The following is a 14,916-nucleotide window of genomic DNA, read 5'->3' as shown; positions in this document are numbered from 1 at the left end:
AAGCTGTGCATATATGTTTAAGCAATTTGGTACTGGTTTTTAATGAAGTAACTCGGTGGGTTCGTCAAATATTAGGTCTTCCATTTGTTCGTAGGCCTCTTCTGATCCGGGTACATTAAATAACACCATAAGTACGACCCATTTTAAATCATCGAGCGAAATATAAGGCTTATCAAGCGCAGCGAGCCGGTCCATAACCATTTCGCGCGTTACGCTATTAACAACACCTATTTGCTCTACAAACATTAAAAAGCCGCGGCACTCTACATTGAGCATTTTACATTCACTGTCAGTAAAAATACGCATTGCTTGGTGGGGTTTGGTAATTAAATAAGGCGACTCGTCGCTGTGTTGTAAATCGGCAAGTTGTTCTAACCAATTTAATGCTTTAAAAATTTCGGTCTTGTTAAAGCCCGCGCGCAGTAATTCATCGGTCAGCTCATTTTCCTCAACATAAATGTCGGCTTCGCTATGAATGTAGTTTTCAAAAAGATACATGAGAATATCAAACATATTACCTTCCTGTGCTTAGCTTTATATAACCGTCTAACACCCGCTCTATTTCATCGTCTAACTCTAAGTCGAGCAACCTTGCCAGTACTTTATCGATTGGCCACTGAGCGCGGCGTACAATTTCGTCAACACTCGTTACTTCATACCCTATACTATTTAGCACCTCACATTGTGACGGTTTATTTACAGGCTCTTCATTATTATATAGACCGCTTTGATAAGAAAAGCTCACTTCATCTAAAATATCGGTAACATTTTCGACTAGCTTAGCCCCTTGCTTTATTAAAAAGTGACTCGCTTGTGAGAGTGGATTTTTAATAGAGCCGGGTACTGCAAACACCTCTTTGTTTTGTTCAATAGCGTAGCGCACAGTAATAAGTGAACCGCTTTTAATTTCAGCCTCTACAATAACAACGCCCAACGATAGCCCAGATATAATACGATTGCGTCGTGGAAAGTTATGTGCGTTTGCGGCGGTGCCAGGTAAAAACTCACTAACGAGTAGGCCTTGCTCTAATACTTGGTCTGTAAGTAATTTATGGCGTTTAGGGTAGTAAATATCAACCCCAGTGCCTAGTACACCGATTGTTTTGCCGTTATTTGCTAATGCGCCTTTGTGGGCTGCGCCATCTATACCGCGTGCCATACCAGAGGTAACAGTTATTCCCGCTATGGTTAGTTGATACGCAAGCTCTGAGGCTATTTCTAACCCCGTAGGGGTGGCGTTTCGGCTACCAACAATAGCTATTTGCGGGCTCGATAGTAACGATATATCGCCTTTACAAAATAAAAGTAAGGGCGCACTGGCTATTTGTTTTAAGTCGGCGGGGTAAAGCGCATCAAATATACATATAACAGTTATATTATTCTGCTGAATTTGTTGCTCGTAATAACTAACTTGTTGCCAATTAGTGTTAAGTAAATTAGAGGCTTGGTTAGGCGTTAAACCAAGTTGCTGTAGTTCATCACTCGATAAATCAAATAACGATTCGAGGTGCTGAGTTTGAGATAGTGCTAAAAGGGTTTTAATACCCAACCCTTTACACATATAAAAGGCAAGCCAGTGGGCTAGCTTGCCAGATGACTGATCCATGCTCTCTCCTAGAGCACCGACTCGCTACAACTTAATGAATAACTACACTATCTCCAACGCGAATTGGGTGCTGATTTTCGGTAATAAGCGCATAACTTACTTTGTCATACACTTTAAATACGATTAGCTCGCCTACTTTTTCTTTTGGCATAGTCCACGTAGTGCTGTTTTCGTCTTGCTCAGCGCCAAACAACTCGCCTGCAGTAGATAACAGTTTTTCATACTTGCTAGAATCTTCTGGGTAACGTGGACCACGAGGGCCATCAATAACAGTAGGCGATTGGCGTTCTAAATCAAGAATATGACCAACTTCTACATTTTGATTTGCACCCAAGTTTAGTACCACTACATCCATTGTGCTGAATTCTCTAACATCACGAGGGGATGCAATTATACTACCCGACATAGGTTGTTTTGGGCGGTGCATAGTAAAGTACGCGGGTAACATTTGCCCTTCCATTGCTGGCAATAAAAAATCCCCTTGGCGAATCTCTCGTTTAGCTGACTCAACACGTAATGATGATGGCACGCCGTTACTCTCATCGCCTTTTCTAAACGCTCTTGCCATACCCACATACGAAGCGCGGTTTGCCAATACTTCACCCGTTTGAGGGTCTGTATATGGCTTGCCTTGATGATAAATAGCATATGCTTGGTGCACTTTTAAGTCGCCTTTAGCATATAAAATATGGCCAAGAGTTTGCATTTTAGTATTTTCGTTAGCACCTAAAATGTAAGGCTTGTCTTGTATGTCGTCACTGTTTATAGCTTGTTCAAAACTTAAATAGGGTTTGATCATTTCAAGCGGCAACGTAGTTATTGCATTAGTGCCTTTAGGCGTAATTCGCCCTTGCGGAGATAGTTTGCGGTAGCCTTTATTGATAACCAAACGCGGATTACCATCAGCATCGTACACCAAAGCGAGGGCATCACCTGGGTAAATTAGGTGAGGGTTATCTATTTGCGGGTTCATTTGCCAAAGCTCAGGCCATAGCCAAGGTTCGTCTAAATAAATGCCAGAAATATCCCAAAGTGTGTCGCCTTTTTTTACAACGTACTGTTTTGGAGCATCTTTTTTTATTTGTAAAACATCAGCGGCTGCAGGAAAAGCAGCACTCAGCGCAAATATAATTGCGGCTAATTGAGATTTCATTGGGCTTCCTTGTATTGTTTTTTCATTATTATTGACCAAAACCTGTTAAAGGGGAACGCGAATGGCTAAAATAAGAGCATACAATACCCTAAATTAAGCACAAGTGTAAAAAGGTAACTATGGCTAGGTTAGAAGTTTTAAGATTCCCAGATGAACGTTTACGTACAGTAGCAAAGGAAGTTGCACAAGTTGATGACAACGTTCGCCAAATTGTAAAAGACATGCTAGAGACAATGTACGACGAAAACGGCATTGGGCTAGCTGCTACACAAGTTGATATTCATCAACGTATTGTGGTGATCGACGTATCAGAAGAACGCGACGAACCACTGGTTTTAATTAACCCACAAATTATCAAAAAAGATGGCTCTACCATTAGCGAAGAAGGCTGTTTATCAGTACCTAACTCGTACGCAAAAGTAGACCGCGCTGAAACCGTAACCGTTGCTGCACTTAACGAAAACGGTGAAGAGTTTGTATTAGATGCAGATGAGCTTTTAGCTATTTGTATTCAACATGAGTTAGATCACTTACAAGGTAAGCTATTTATTGATTACTTATCGCCGTTAAAGCGTCAACGTATTCGCAAAAAGCTTGAAAAAGAAGCTAAATTTGCAGCACAGTAATAAGCACCTTAGGAAAACTCAGTGACAAAACCACTACGCATTATATTTGCCGGTACGCCGGACTTTGCCGCTCGCCATTTACAAGCACTCATAAATAGCGAGCATCAAATTGTTGGTGTTTACAGCCAACCCGATCGCCCTGCTGGGCGCGGTAAAAAATTAAAAGCCAGTGAAGTTAAAGCGCTTGCGCTTGAACACGACTTACCGGTTTTTCAACCGCAATCATTAAAAAATGAAGACGCCCTAACAGAGCTTAAAAGCTTAAATGCCGACATTATGATTGTAGTGGCTTATGGCTTAATTTTACCAAAAGCTATTTTAGATGCGCCTCGTTTAGGCTGCTTAAATGTCCATGGCTCTATTTTGCCTCGCTGGCGTGGTGCTGCACCTATTCAGCGCGCAATTTGGGCAGGCGATGAGCAAACTGGCGTAACCATAATGCAAATGGACGAAGGGCTAGATACCGGCGATATGCTACATATTAGCCGCTGCCCTATTAATGCCGACGAAACCAGCGCCAGCTTGTACACTAAACTGGCAGAGCTAGGCCCTGATGCGCTTATCGAAACCGTTAATACGTTAGCCAATGGCGAGCTAACAGCTGAGCCTCAAAATGATGAGCTGGCTAATTACGCTAAAAAGCTCTCTAAAGATGAAGCCAACATTGATTGGAATATGGATGCAGCGCAAATTGAGCGTAACATTCGTGCCTTTAATCCATGGCCCGTTTGCTTTACTCAAATGGGCGAGCACACTGTAAAAATTTACCAAGCTAACGTTATTGAGCAAGCAGGCAATGCCGGAGAAGTTTTATCAAGCGATAAAAACGGCATTGTAGTGGCATGTGGTACACACGCATTGTGTATTACACAGCTGCAACCACAAGGCAAAAAACCAATGGCAATTAACGACTTTTTAAATGGTCGTAGTGACTGGGTAACACCTGGCACCGTATTAGGCGAAAACAATGAGTAATGTTCCAAATGTACGCGCGCTAGCCGCTGAAACTTTATATAACGTGGTTGATAAAGGCGCTTCGCTTAATCAAGAGCTCCCCTTTGCAAGCCAAGGTTTACCACCAAAAGATAAAGCCCTGTTGCAGCAAATTTGTTATGGCGTATTACGCTACCTACCAAGCCTTGAAAACTATTGCCAACATTTAGTGGAACAACCGCTTAAAGGTAAACGCCGTATTTTTCAGTTTTTGTTGTACGTAGGTATTTACCAGCTACAGCACATGCGCGTACCTCCGCATGCCGCAATTTCTGAAACAGTAAATGCACTAGGTCAAATGCGCGCCCTGGGCTTAAAAGGCTTAATAAACGCTATTTTACGTAGCTTTCAGCGCCAACAAAGCGAACTTGAAGAAAAAGCTAAGCAAATACCAGTGTGTTTATACAACCACCCAAATTGGTTTATTAAACAGGTGCAAGCTGCCTACCCAGACAACTGGGAAGCACTGCTTGAAGAAAACCAGCAACAAGCCCCAATGTGGTTACGTGTAAATCAAGCTCAATACAGTACGCAAGAATACAGCGAAATGTTAACGGCTAACGATATTGAACACACTTTAAACCCAGAGTTTGCTGACGGTATTAAACTTGCCAAGCCGCGTGATGTATTTTCGTTACCTGAGTTTGATGTAGGTGCGTGTTCGGTGCAAGATGCCGCAGCGCAACTAGCTGCACGCTTTTTAGCACCTAAAGCCGATGAATACATTTTAGATGCTTGTGCCGCACCTGGCGGAAAAACCTGTCATATACTTGAACTTGCCGATGCCGAGGTTTTAGCCCTTGATAGCGATGCCACTCGCCTAGAACGTGTTAAGCAAAACTTAACCCGCATAGGTTTAGGTGCAGACCTACAATGCGCAGATGCATCACAACCACATACATGGTGGGATGAGCAGCAATTTGACCGTATTTTGTTAGATGTGCCGTGTTCAGCAACTGGTGTTATACGCCGCCACCCTGATATTAAATGGTTACGCCGAGCATCAGACATTGAAGATTTAGCTAAGTTACAAAGCGATATACTCAATAGCATTTGGCCGCTACTTAAACCAGGCGGCACCATGATATACGCAACCTGTTCGGTACTTCCGCAAGAAAACCAACAGCAAGTGGCTAACTTTTTAGCTAATAACGACGATGTTGAGCATATTCCATTGCACGATAACGACACCCAAGCAAACCCTGGCTTGCAATTACTACCAGGCGAAAGCGACGGATTTTATTACGCTAAGCTAGTTAAAAAAGCTTAATAGCCGTACACTTATTAATAGCCATTTATTAAACAGTAAATGGCTATTTTTTTAATTAAACAGTAATTCGGGTAAATAATGAAAATAATCATACTCGGTGCCGGACAAGTAGGCGGCACGCTTGCTGAGAACTTAGTTGGCGAACAAAACGAAATCACCGTTGTTGATATCGATGGTAATCGCCTACGAGAGCTTCAAGATAAGTACGATTTACAAGGTGTTACTGGCCACAGTGCACACCCAGATGTGTTAAGACGCGCAGGCGCTGAAGACGCCGATATGATTATTGCGGTGACCAGCTCTGATGAAGTAAACATGGTAGCGTGCCAAGTTGCATACAGTATTTTTAATACCCCTACTAAAATAGCCCGTATTCGTTCAGAGCAGTATTTAAAATACCGCGAAAAGCTATTTCATAACGATGACTTACCTGTCGATCACTATATTGCCCCAGAAGCGTTAGTAACCAAATATATTCGTCGATTAATAGATTACCCAGGCGCATTACAGGTGCTGCAGTTTGCCGATGGCATGCTCTCTCTTGTGGCTGTAAAAGCGTATTACGGTGGTTTATTGGTAGGTTATGCGCTATCGGCATTAAAAGAGCACATTCCAAATGTAGAAACTCGCGTGGCAGCTATTTATCGCCAAGGTAAAGCAATTAAGCCACTGGGTACCACGGTAATAGAAGCCGACGATGAAGTGTTTTTTATTGCCGCAACTAAGCATATTCGCGCAGTAATGAACGAGCTTCAAAAGCTAGAGCGCTCTTACAAAAAAATTATGATTGCAGGGGGTGGTAACATCGGTGCAGGCCTTGCTCGCTCATTAGAAAAAAACCACAGCGTTAAGTTACTTGAGCGTAGTAAAGAGCGTGCAGAGCAACTCTCTGAAATGCTCGATAATACCGTTGTATTTTGTGGTGACGCCTCAGATCAAGAACTGCTTTCAGAAGAACACATAGAGCAAGTTGACGTGTTTATTGCCGTAACCAACGACGATGAAGCAAATATTATGTCGGCTATGCTTGCAAAACGCATGGGCGCACAAAAAACCATGGTGCTTATTCAGCGCGGCGCGTATGTAGATTTGGTACAAGGAGGCGAAATAGATATTGCTATATCTCCTCAGCAAGCAACTATTTCAGCTTTGCTTACTCATGTACGCCGTGGCGATATTGTTAACGTGTACTCATTGCGTAAAGGCGCAGCAGAGGCTATTGAAGCCGTTGCCCATGGCGATGAAAACACCTCAAAAGTAGTGGGCCGTGCAATAGCCGATATAAAGCTCCCCGCAGGTACTACTATTGGTGCAATTGTTCGTAACGATGATGTGCTCATTGCTCACGACGACACCGTTATTATGTCGGGTGACCACGTGATTATGTTTTTAATAGATAAAAAGCACATTAACGTAGTAGAAAAGCTCTTTCAAGTTAGCGCTATATTTTTATAAACAAACACAAAAAAGCCGCTGACTAAGGCGGCTTTAGTGGAGTATGTTTTTTCAGTGCAAAGCAGCCCTGCTTTACACTTAATCTTTACTGTACTTTTGAAAACTCTTGCTTAGAAATTTCACCATTGCCATCAGCATCTAGGTCATCAAAAATCTTTACTAGTTGTGAATTTACTTGTGCTTCTTGTTTTGAAATTGCACCATCGCCATCGGCATCAAAAGAGGCAAAATCTACTGCAGCGTAAGCTGCTGATGAAGAGGCTAAAACGATAACTGCAAGTGCTGTATTTAATGTTTTCATAGTAGTTTCCTAATTAAGAGGAAGTCCTTTTCAAAGATCCATTTGTATAAAATTAACGGTATGTATTAATAGCGAAAGCTTAAAATTTAGAGAACTCTTGCTCTGAAAGCTCACCATTACCGTCTGTATCAAGTTGAGTAAATTCTGCCATTAAATCAGAATCTACTGACGCTTCAGCTTGGCTAATTGCGCCACTACCATCAACATCTAAAGTGTCAAAATCAGATGCCGCAAATGCTGCAGAAGAAGAGGCAATTGCCATTAGTGCGAGTGCTTTATTTAAATGCTTCATAATTTAATCCTTCAATATACAAGTTACTTAAGTTCACTAAGTGGTATTCGTAAATTATGTGGTTACACATCCTTGTTATCCTTTTTCGTAAGCTCCCTTGCCTACTTAGGTTGTCATTGGCAACACAGGATTTTTAACCGAAAATTACGCTTCTGAAAATTCTTCTTTTGATAGCTCACCGTTTTGGTCAGTATCTAATTCTGAGAACATGCTCATCAGTTTTGCATCGATTGACGCTTCTGATTGGCTAATTGTGCCGCTGCCATCCACATCTAATGTGTCAAAGTCGGTTGCAGCAAAAGCAGCTGACGATGAAGCAAGAGCGATAAGTGCTAAAGTTTTATTAATGCTTTTCATAATATAATTCCTTCAAGTATATGTGTGTGCGATTAAGTGTTTTACTTTAAATCACGTATTTGTTCAGTACACCCAGACTATTACAACTTAGGTGCCAACTTTTAAAAGGTTATATTTATTAATTAGTTACATTAAAAATGGGGAGTTAGGGGCTTAAACGGTCGGCTTTTTTGTTGCTTTATAGCAACAAGCTTTAGAAGGGTTTATAAATTATCTTTAAAAACAATAATTTAAATATAATTAAATAGCTACAACTTATTTAATTTACACAAAAGGTGGATGACTTTTAGGCTAAATAAATTAAACCTTGGCTGAACCTCTCGCTGAGCTTAATTTTTAAAAGTTTTTTAATATTTTAACTTACTGAATAAAAACACTATTTATTTATTAAAACAAATTACTTTAATTATTTACGGCATATTCGCTTTTTTGTTGCCATAAAGCGAAAGCCCAAACTAATCTAACTCAGCGCCGAGTATTGATGGGTCTATAAAGTTCTCTTTCATGAAGTCTTTTACTTCGTTTTCGCTTGCTAAAATTTTAATGCCACAGCTCATTGAGTCGCCTTGTTCTTTAATACTGCAAAGCTGCCCTTGAAAGTTTTTTGTTTCGTTGCTGCTGTTTTTAAGGCTCACAGTGCACTCTTTATCTTTGAGATTGTCTAGGCTTTGCTTTTCGTTAAACTCAAACATAACCCCAGTTAAAGATATATCTTTAATAATACCGCCGACCTCTTTGTCGTCATCAAGCTTTAGCTTTGCTGGTAATAAAGTAGGAATACGAGTTTGCGAGCGCAACTCAAATGACTGCACTTGTTTAGGAAAGTTAATAAATATAAGCCTTGCGGGGTGTGATGCAATAGACATAATTTGCTGTCTAAAAGCTATAACCTGCCCATCACCACCTTCTATAACAGCTCTAACTACTACCATTACGCCATCACGCAAATAATCGTTTGCGCCAGGTAAGCGCTTTGTACTTGGGTAATTTAATATAATAAACTTTTTATCAAGTAAGCCTATAAACTCTGTTTTAACGCGTTTACTACTAGTTGGCGTGAGTATTTCTAGTTCAACCACCCCTCCTGTAGTTAGTTGATGTAATTTATTTAAGTTAGCTGGCATATCCCATCCTTGCGTTAATTAGGCGCACTTAGCCACGCCAAAAGGTCGGCGTAAATAACACGAGTAGCGTAAATATTTCGAGGCGACCAAACACCATAGCAATGGTTAAAAGCCACTTAGCGCCATCGGTAATGGCACCATAATGCGAAGCAACATCACCTAAGCCTGGGCCTAAGTTATTTAAACACGCAGCCGTGGCAGAGAACGCAGTTATGTTGTCCATGCCGGTCCCCATTAAGGCAAGCATAATAATAATAAACACTAATGCGTACGCTGAGAAAAAACCCCACACGGCTTCCACTACTTTATCTGGGAGTGCCTTGCGGCCAAGCTTAATAGAATAAATAGCCCGCGGATGTACCAAACGGTTAAGCTCACGTATGCCTTGTAGGTAAAGCAAAAACACGCGCACTACTTTCATACCGCCACCCGTTGAGCCAGCACAACCACCAATAAAGCTCGAAAATATAAGTAATATTGGTAAAAACAGCGGCCAAGCCGAAAAGTTATCGGTGGCAAAACCGGCCGTGGTACTCATAGATACAGCCTGAAATAAAGCCTGATCGAGGGTTTCGTCGCCATCAGCAAATATTTCGTTGGATGAAAGCACAGTAAAACAAATAACCACCAGCGCTAACTGAATAAGCAAAAACACTTTAAATTCTGGGTCGCGTATATACACCTGAATATTACGACTTGCCACCGCAGCGTAGTGCAACGAAAAGTTAACCGCAGCAATAATTAAAAAGAATACACAAATAAAATTAATTACAGGGCTGTCAAAGTGCCCTATTGAAGCATCATAAGTAGAAAAACCGCCAATCGCCACGGTAGAAAACGCATGACATATTGCATCAAACCACTCCATACCTGCAGCCCAATAAGCCAACATACAAGTAACCGTAAGCGATACATAAATATACCAAAGGTGTTTGGCGGTATCGGCAATACGCGGCGTCATTTTTGAATCTTTTACGGGGCCTGGAATTTCTGCGCGGTACAACTGCATGCCACCAACACCAAGCATTGGCAGTATGGCTACAGCAAGTACGATTATACCCATACCACCAAACCACTGTAGTTGTTGGCGATAAAACAATACCGACTTAGGTAAGTATTCGATACCCGTTAATACAGTAGCACCTGTTGTGGTGAGCCCCGAAAATGCCTCAAACACCGCATCGGCCATAGAAAGATTAGGCTCTTGTAAAAATATCAGCGGCAAGGAAGCAAACGCTCCCAGTACTAACCAAAACAAAACCACAATTAAAAAGCCTTCGCGCGCTTTTAAATCGCCGTTTTCATGCCTATTAGGGTAATAGGCAGTTAACCCTATGATCACACTAAAAATAAATGCCAAAACAAACGGTACACCACCACCATCTTTATAGATTAAAGACACCACCGCAGGTGGCACCATGGTAATACTAAACAGCGCAACAAGTTGGCCAAGGATTTTAATGATGGTACGAAATTGCATTTAGCTTATCGCTTTTATTATTAGTAAATATAAGTGTGTAAGTTATTGTCTTACTCTTTGATGGTTAACTCAACTGCGCCATGGCTTAAATCAAAAATATCTTTAATTGCTTGTTTTGCTTGGCGGCTATCAATAGTAATAACCCATTCAATATTAGCAGTAAATTGTTTTTCTATATTAAGCACTTGGTAATTGGTTTTTAAATGCTGCTCGATTGCCCCCTGCATACTGTATTCGCTTTGGCCAACAATCTCTGCGCTAGGTACTTTAGTTACTGTTTGTAATTTTAATAACGCATTGTTAAGTGAGCCACCATAAGCTCGCACTAAACCACCGGTGCCTAGTTTTATTCCGCCAAAGTAACGCGTAACTACGGCAGTAATTTCACCAAGCCCCGATCCCACCAGCACATTTAACATAGGTTTGCCTGCGGTGCCGTTTGGCTCACCATCATCCGAAAAACCATAAACATGGCTACCACCGGGGTTACCCGCTACATGTGCCCAACAATTATGGCGAGCATCTGAGTATTTTTCTTCAATGCTTTTAATAAACGCTTTAGCTGCATTTAAATCAGGTGTATGAGCTATATGAACAATAAAGGTACTTTTTTTAATTTCTTCTTGATGAAACACGTCATCGGCAGGGTATTTGTATTCAGACATAGTAAACGCTTAATTAAAAATGGGGCCAAAAGGCCCCTTTGTATTTATGTATTTTAGCGCGTATTGGCTAACTCGTCTTTATAAGGATTTAGTCGAGTGCTAAATCACGAGTCATGTTTTCTAAGCTGTCTTCGTGAACAATAATGTTGTCTTCAATACGAATACCGCCATAAGGTTTAAACGCTTCAACTTTGTCCCAGTTAATAAACTGCTTATTGTCGGTTTGCGCTAAGTCACCTAGTAGTGAGTCAATAAAGTATAACCCTGGCTCTATGGTAAACACTTGGTTTTTCTCGATTAGGCGAGTACAACGCAGGAACGGGTGCCCTTCTGGCGATGGCTGATGCCCTCCCTTGTCATCACTCATAAAGCCGCCCATATCGTGTACTTGTAAACCAAGATGATGCCCTAAACCATGCGGGAAGAACGTGGAGGTAATTTTACGCTCCACAATCTCGGTAGCGGGTAAATTTACAATATTAAAATCACTTAGTATTTGCGCAATACGGTTATGACAGTCAACATGTAGTTCACCGTATAGCATGCCAGGCTTTAATGCTTTACCAAGTTCAATTTGCGTTTGCGTCATCACATTAACCAGATCAGCAAATTCACCCTGCTTTTTAAAATCGTAGGTACGGGTTATATCGGCCGCATAACCATTAAAATTGGCACCTGCATCTATTAAAAATGAGTTATGCGTTAACGGCGCTTTAGGCTCAAAATGGGTGTAGTGCAAAATAGCGCAGTTTTCGTTAAGCGCCACTATGTTGCCGTACGGCATTTCGTTTTCGCTTTGGCGGGTAGCCATTAGGTAGGCTTGCTGAATATCAAACTCGCTACCACCATTAAAAAACGTATCGCGTGCAGCTTTGTGGCCATCTACTGCAATACGGTTGGCATTTCTTAAACACTCTAGCTCGTACTGCGTCTTATAAGCGCGGTTATAGTGCAAGTAATTAAGTACGGGCTCTGGGTTCATAATACTAAAACCAAGCGCTTGGGCTACTTCAAGGTATTCTCCCATGTAAGCGTACTTAGCTTTGTCGTATGGGAGTAGCTTTTCAACCTGATCAGGCTGCAGTAATAACTCTATATCAAAGTAATCAGCCCAAAAATCACGAGGCTCGTCGGGTACTTTGTGCCAAAAATCAATTGGGCGATAAAAAATAAGCTTTGGCTTATCGCTGCCGTTTACCACAATCCAGCAATGTGGGTTATCAATTACAGGCAACCAAGCTTTAAAATGCGGATTAACTTTAAACGGGTAATACATATCGTCTAAAAACTGGCGCTTAGCTTGGCCTGAGTGAATTACTAACCCTTCGAGCCCTTCTCTCTCGCAAATTGTACGAGTGCGCTGTTGCAGAGTAGCGATATGTTCGGCGTATAAAACGGCTAATTTATCCATTGTTAATCCATCTATTAAATTTAACTTGCTTTGAGTCTACCACTTAAACACTAAGCGCTCAAAAAAGGGGGATATTTAACATGTAAATATCCCCCTTCTTAATACTGATACCAGTCGTGTTAAGTTACTAATCGATTGCTATCATATATTCAACCACCCATTTCCATCTCAAGCAGTGGCGCAAGCACATTTCCTTCTCGGCCCATACGGGTGTGATACACCTGCCTATATGCAAATACATTTTTTACATAGTCGCGGGTTTCTCGGTATGGAATTAACTCTACCCATAGTTCAGCGGGTATTGCTTCATCGGGTAACCAACGCTTAATACGGTGATACCCCGCATTATAAGACGCCGTTGCTAGTATTTCGTTGCCATGGTTTTTCTTTTTTAAATACTGTAAATAACTAGTACCTAAACGCACATTTGTTTTTGGTTGATATAACCGCGCGCTCGACACTCTGGCTTTATTAACGTATTCAGCAGTACTTGGGAGTAATTGCATTAAGCCACGGGCATTAGCGTGCGAGCGGGCATCGGGTGCAAACGAGCTCTCTCGCCTTGCAATGGCAATACTCCATGCTGGGTCTATTTTGCTTCGTTTACTGTAACGCTCAAATAAATCTTGAAACGCAAACGGAAAACGCAGCTCAACATAATCCCATGCTTTAATTTTTGCTAAGGTGAATATGACATTGTCGTGCCAATCATTTTGAGCCGCGACTTTTGATGCCGCTAGCTTTTCTTCTTCTGTAGAGGTGTTAGTTAAGTAATTCCACTCGCGGCGCGCTGAGGTAAATCGCTCTAGCTCATAAAGTGCTTTAGCACGTTTAAAGCCTGGCGCATTTACTACCTTATCTACTAGTTTTTGATCAACCACTAACGGCTGATTATTCAAATCAACCGGCAGCCCTAATCGAGCAGCAGCTAAAAAACCATAGTAATCGCGATTAGCAGCAACCTTGGTCCATATTTCGTCCGCTTTTTGCTGCTCGCCTCGTTTTGCATAACTGTAAGCAAGCCAATATTGTTGCCCTAAACTTAAATCATCTTTACCTGTAAAAAATGCAGCTATACCTTCCCAGTCTTGAGTTTTAAGCATATTACCTAGTTGCCACTGTATTAGCTTTCTATCTTGGCGGGCTTTAGGCACCTTGTTTAACCAAAAGCTGGCCTGCTTATGCCCGCTTGAAGCAAGCGATAAAGCAAATGAATAATATAAATCGGCCTTAGCGTCTTCGCTGTAGTTAAACATTTGCTCTATTTTTTGCCATGCTCGTAAAGCCAGCGCTTTGTCGCGCCAAATTAAGCGCTTTACACCATAAATGGCAATTTGCGCTTCTTTTGCCGATTTGTTTTTATATCGATACAAGCCAGCCGCTGCACTTGGATCGCGGCGTACTTTTAAATATAAATCAGCTAAGTAGCGCTCATTTTTAGGTAAGAGTGTTTTTAAATAAGGTAACAGGCTTTGTGTGCCGCCTTCTGCGGCAAGTGTAATACGCTGCCAAACAGCGTCTTTATTCATGTAGCCTTTTTTACGCCATAGCGAAAATAACGAGTCGCATTCATTGGGCTGCGATTTTCCCACAGTCCATAAATCAGTTACCTGATTTAAAATAGCCTTTTCTGGCGCACCTAAATCAAGCTGGTAATCTAAGTAGGTACAGGTTAATGCCGCGTTAGACGTTTCTCGGTAATTTTTTATATAAACCGCTTTTTTATTATTTTTTTCAAGATACGTTAGCCATGCTTTTCGCACCGGCCACTCCAGCGGAGTATGCTCGTAAATAGTGAGGTAATTTTCTATTTCGTTTTGATATTTAATATGTGGATGGCGCTGCCAGTATGTTTTTTCTACATAGGGCTTTAACGGATGGTCGAGCCCGTTAAGTGCTTCTTTAAAGTCTTGGTAGCTGCCGTAACGCACTTTTTTTTCAGCATCTAAAAATGCGTCGTTATCTGAGCTTGCTTGGGCAGAACTAAAAGGAAGAATAAATGCAGCTGCCAAAGCGCTTAATACATGTTTTTTCATAATGTCCTTTAGGTTTAATGACCTGTCAGGGTTAAAAATTCCAGCTTGGGGCACAAGTGCAGTAATAATGGTGCCTTTAGTAAAGTATGAGCGGCAATTAATACGCGCTCTCATAATAATTAACTATTACGTTTAATACATTCCAGT

15 protein-coding genes are annotated in these 14,916 nt (G+C 41.4%); 4 read left to right on the top strand and 11 right to left on the bottom strand.

What is annotated here, in order from left to right; genetic code table 11:
* Nucleotides 1-39: 39 nt before the first annotated feature.
* From PESP_RS00130 to PESP_RS00120, 3 genes are read right to left on the bottom strand one after another with little or no spacing between them, the layout of a single operon-like run.
* Complete coding sequence (locus PESP_RS00130) at nucleotides 40-513, bottom strand: DUF494 family protein (protein ID WP_089346241.1); 474 nt, start codon at nucleotides 511-513, stop codon at nucleotides 40-42.
* A 1-nt stretch (nucleotide 514) separates the two neighbouring features.
* On the bottom strand, nucleotides 515-1,606 hold the full coding sequence (gene dprA / locus PESP_RS00125) for a DNA-processing protein DprA (RefSeq protein WP_089346240.1): 1,092 nt from the start codon (nucleotides 1,604-1,606) through the stop codon (nucleotides 515-517).
* Between the two features lie 31 nt (nucleotides 1,607-1,637).
* Nucleotides 1,638-2,759 carry a LysM peptidoglycan-binding domain-containing protein gene (locus PESP_RS00120; protein WP_089346239.1) on the bottom strand — a complete coding sequence of 374 codons (1,122 nt, stop codon included), beginning with the start codon at nucleotides 2,757-2,759 and terminating at the stop codon, nucleotides 1,638-1,640.
* 119 nt (nucleotides 2,760-2,878) lie between these two features.
* Here PESP_RS00120 and def point away from each other — a divergent pair, with 119 nt between their 5' ends.
* The 4 genes from def (at nucleotide 2,879) to trkA (ending at nucleotide 7,103) form a co-directional block, all read left to right on the top strand.
* On the top strand, nucleotides 2,879-3,385 hold the full coding sequence (gene def / locus PESP_RS00115; RefSeq protein WP_089346238.1) for a peptide deformylase: 507 nt from the start codon (nucleotides 2,879-2,881) through the stop codon (nucleotides 3,383-3,385).
* A gap of 21 nt (nucleotides 3,386-3,406) precedes the next feature.
* On the top strand, nucleotides 3,407-4,360 hold the full coding sequence (gene fmt / locus PESP_RS00110; protein WP_089346237.1) for a methionyl-tRNA formyltransferase: 954 nt from the start codon (nucleotides 3,407-3,409) through the stop codon (nucleotides 4,358-4,360).
* Complete coding sequence (gene rsmB, locus PESP_RS00105; protein WP_089346236.1) at nucleotides 4,353-5,648, top strand: 16S rRNA (cytosine(967)-C(5))-methyltransferase RsmB; 1,296 nt, start codon at nucleotides 4,353-4,355, stop codon at nucleotides 5,646-5,648. The genes fmt and rsmB overlap by 8 nt, the downstream gene beginning before the upstream one ends.
* 78 nt (nucleotides 5,649-5,726) lie before the next feature.
* A complete protein-coding gene (gene trkA, locus PESP_RS00100; protein WP_004588040.1) occupies nucleotides 5,727-7,103 on the top strand; it encodes a Trk system potassium transporter TrkA in 1,377 nt (458 codons plus the stop codon).
* Nucleotides 7,104-7,188: 85 nt separating this feature from the next.
* Here the strand turns inward: trkA and PESP_RS00095 are convergent, their stop codons facing one another.
* From PESP_RS00095 to PESP_RS00060, 8 genes are all read right to left on the bottom strand, one after another.
* Nucleotides 7,189-7,404 carry an EF-hand domain-containing protein gene (locus PESP_RS00095; RefSeq protein ID WP_089346235.1) on the bottom strand — a complete coding sequence of 72 codons (216 nt, stop codon included), beginning with the start codon at nucleotides 7,402-7,404 and terminating at the stop codon, nucleotides 7,189-7,191.
* A gap of 79 nt (nucleotides 7,405-7,483) precedes the next feature.
* Nucleotides 7,484-7,696 carry a calmodulin gene (locus PESP_RS00090; protein ID WP_089346234.1) on the bottom strand — a complete coding sequence of 71 codons (213 nt, stop codon included), beginning with the start codon at nucleotides 7,694-7,696 and terminating at the stop codon, nucleotides 7,484-7,486.
* A 144-nt stretch (nucleotides 7,697-7,840) separates the two neighbouring features.
* Nucleotides 7,841-8,053 carry an EF-hand domain-containing protein gene (locus tag PESP_RS00085; RefSeq protein ID WP_089346233.1) on the bottom strand — a complete coding sequence of 71 codons (213 nt, stop codon included), beginning with the start codon at nucleotides 8,051-8,053 and terminating at the stop codon, nucleotides 7,841-7,843.
* A 455-nt stretch (nucleotides 8,054-8,508) separates the two neighbouring features.
* Entirely contained in the window at nucleotides 8,509-9,177 is a 669-nt protein-coding gene (locus PESP_RS00080) for a flagellar brake domain-containing protein (protein WP_089346232.1), read from the bottom strand.
* 28 nt (nucleotides 9,178-9,205) lie between these two features.
* Nucleotides 9,206-10,657 carry a TrkH family potassium uptake protein gene (locus tag PESP_RS00075; RefSeq protein WP_089346231.1) on the bottom strand — a complete coding sequence of 484 codons (1,452 nt, stop codon included), beginning with the start codon at nucleotides 10,655-10,657 and terminating at the stop codon, nucleotides 9,206-9,208.
* A gap of 50 nt (nucleotides 10,658-10,707) precedes the next feature.
* Nucleotides 10,708-11,322 carry a YigZ family protein gene (locus PESP_RS00070; RefSeq protein ID WP_089346230.1) on the bottom strand — a complete coding sequence of 205 codons (615 nt, stop codon included), beginning with the start codon at nucleotides 11,320-11,322 and terminating at the stop codon, nucleotides 10,708-10,710.
* 88 nt (nucleotides 11,323-11,410) lie between these two features.
* Nucleotides 11,411-12,733, bottom strand: coding sequence for a Xaa-Pro dipeptidase (gene pepQ / locus PESP_RS00065; protein ID WP_089346229.1), 1,323 nt, complete (start codon nucleotides 12,731-12,733; stop codon nucleotides 11,411-11,413).
* Between the two features lie 149 nt (nucleotides 12,734-12,882).
* Entirely contained in the window at nucleotides 12,883-14,769 is a 1,887-nt protein-coding gene (locus tag PESP_RS00060) for a transglycosylase SLT domain-containing protein (RefSeq protein WP_089349055.1), read from the bottom strand.
* Nucleotides 14,770-14,916: the final 147 nt, after the last annotated feature.

This window comes from Pseudoalteromonas espejiana DSM 9414, assembly GCF_002221525.1.
Taxonomy (GTDB): domain Bacteria; phylum Pseudomonadota; class Gammaproteobacteria; order Enterobacterales; family Alteromonadaceae; genus Pseudoalteromonas; species Pseudoalteromonas espejiana.
Note: the sequence above shows the minus strand (reverse complement) of the source record. Positions and strands in the feature narration are given on the sequence as shown.

What these genes read in the sequence shown, in the direction of transcription:
- rsmB (WP_089346236.1), top strand. Translation starts at nt 4,353, where the DNA reads ATGAGTAATGTTCCAAATGTACGCGCGCTAGCCGCTGAAACTTTATAT.
- trkA (WP_004588040.1), top strand. Translation starts at nt 5,727, where the DNA reads ATGAAAATAATCATACTCGGTGCCGGACAAGTAGGCGGCACGCTTGCT.
- PESP_RS00060 (WP_089349055.1), bottom strand. Translation starts at nt 14,769, where the DNA reads ATGAAAAAACATGTATTAAGCGCTTTGGCAGCTGCATTTATTCTTCCT.
- PESP_RS00085 (WP_089346233.1), bottom strand. Translation starts at nt 8,053, where the DNA reads ATGAAAAGCATTAATAAAACTTTAGCACTTATCGCTCTTGCTTCATCG.
- def (WP_089346238.1), top strand. Translation starts at nt 2,879, where the DNA reads ATGGCTAGGTTAGAAGTTTTAAGATTCCCAGATGAACGTTTACGTACA.
- PESP_RS00075 (WP_089346231.1), bottom strand. Translation starts at nt 10,657, where the DNA reads ATGCAATTTCGTACCATCATTAAAATCCTTGGCCAACTTGTTGCGCTG.
- PESP_RS00120 (WP_089346239.1), bottom strand. Translation starts at nt 2,759, where the DNA reads ATGAAATCTCAATTAGCCGCAATTATATTTGCGCTGAGTGCTGCTTTT.
- PESP_RS00080 (WP_089346232.1), bottom strand. Translation starts at nt 9,177, where the DNA reads ATGCCAGCTAACTTAAATAAATTACATCAACTAACTACAGGAGGGGTG.
- PESP_RS00090 (WP_089346234.1), bottom strand. Translation starts at nt 7,696, where the DNA reads ATGAAGCATTTAAATAAAGCACTCGCACTAATGGCAATTGCCTCTTCT.
- pepQ (WP_089346229.1), bottom strand. Translation starts at nt 12,733, where the DNA reads ATGGATAAATTAGCCGTTTTATACGCCGAACATATCGCTACTCTGCAA.
- dprA (WP_089346240.1), bottom strand. Translation starts at nt 1,606, where the DNA reads ATGGATCAGTCATCTGGCAAGCTAGCCCACTGGCTTGCCTTTTATATG.
- PESP_RS00095 (WP_089346235.1), bottom strand. Translation starts at nt 7,404, where the DNA reads ATGAAAACATTAAATACAGCACTTGCAGTTATCGTTTTAGCCTCTTCA.
- PESP_RS00130 (WP_089346241.1), bottom strand. Translation starts at nt 513, where the DNA reads ATGTTTGATATTCTCATGTATCTTTTTGAAAACTACATTCATAGCGAA.
- PESP_RS00070 (WP_089346230.1), bottom strand. Translation starts at nt 11,322, where the DNA reads ATGTCTGAATACAAATACCCTGCCGATGACGTGTTTCATCAAGAAGAA.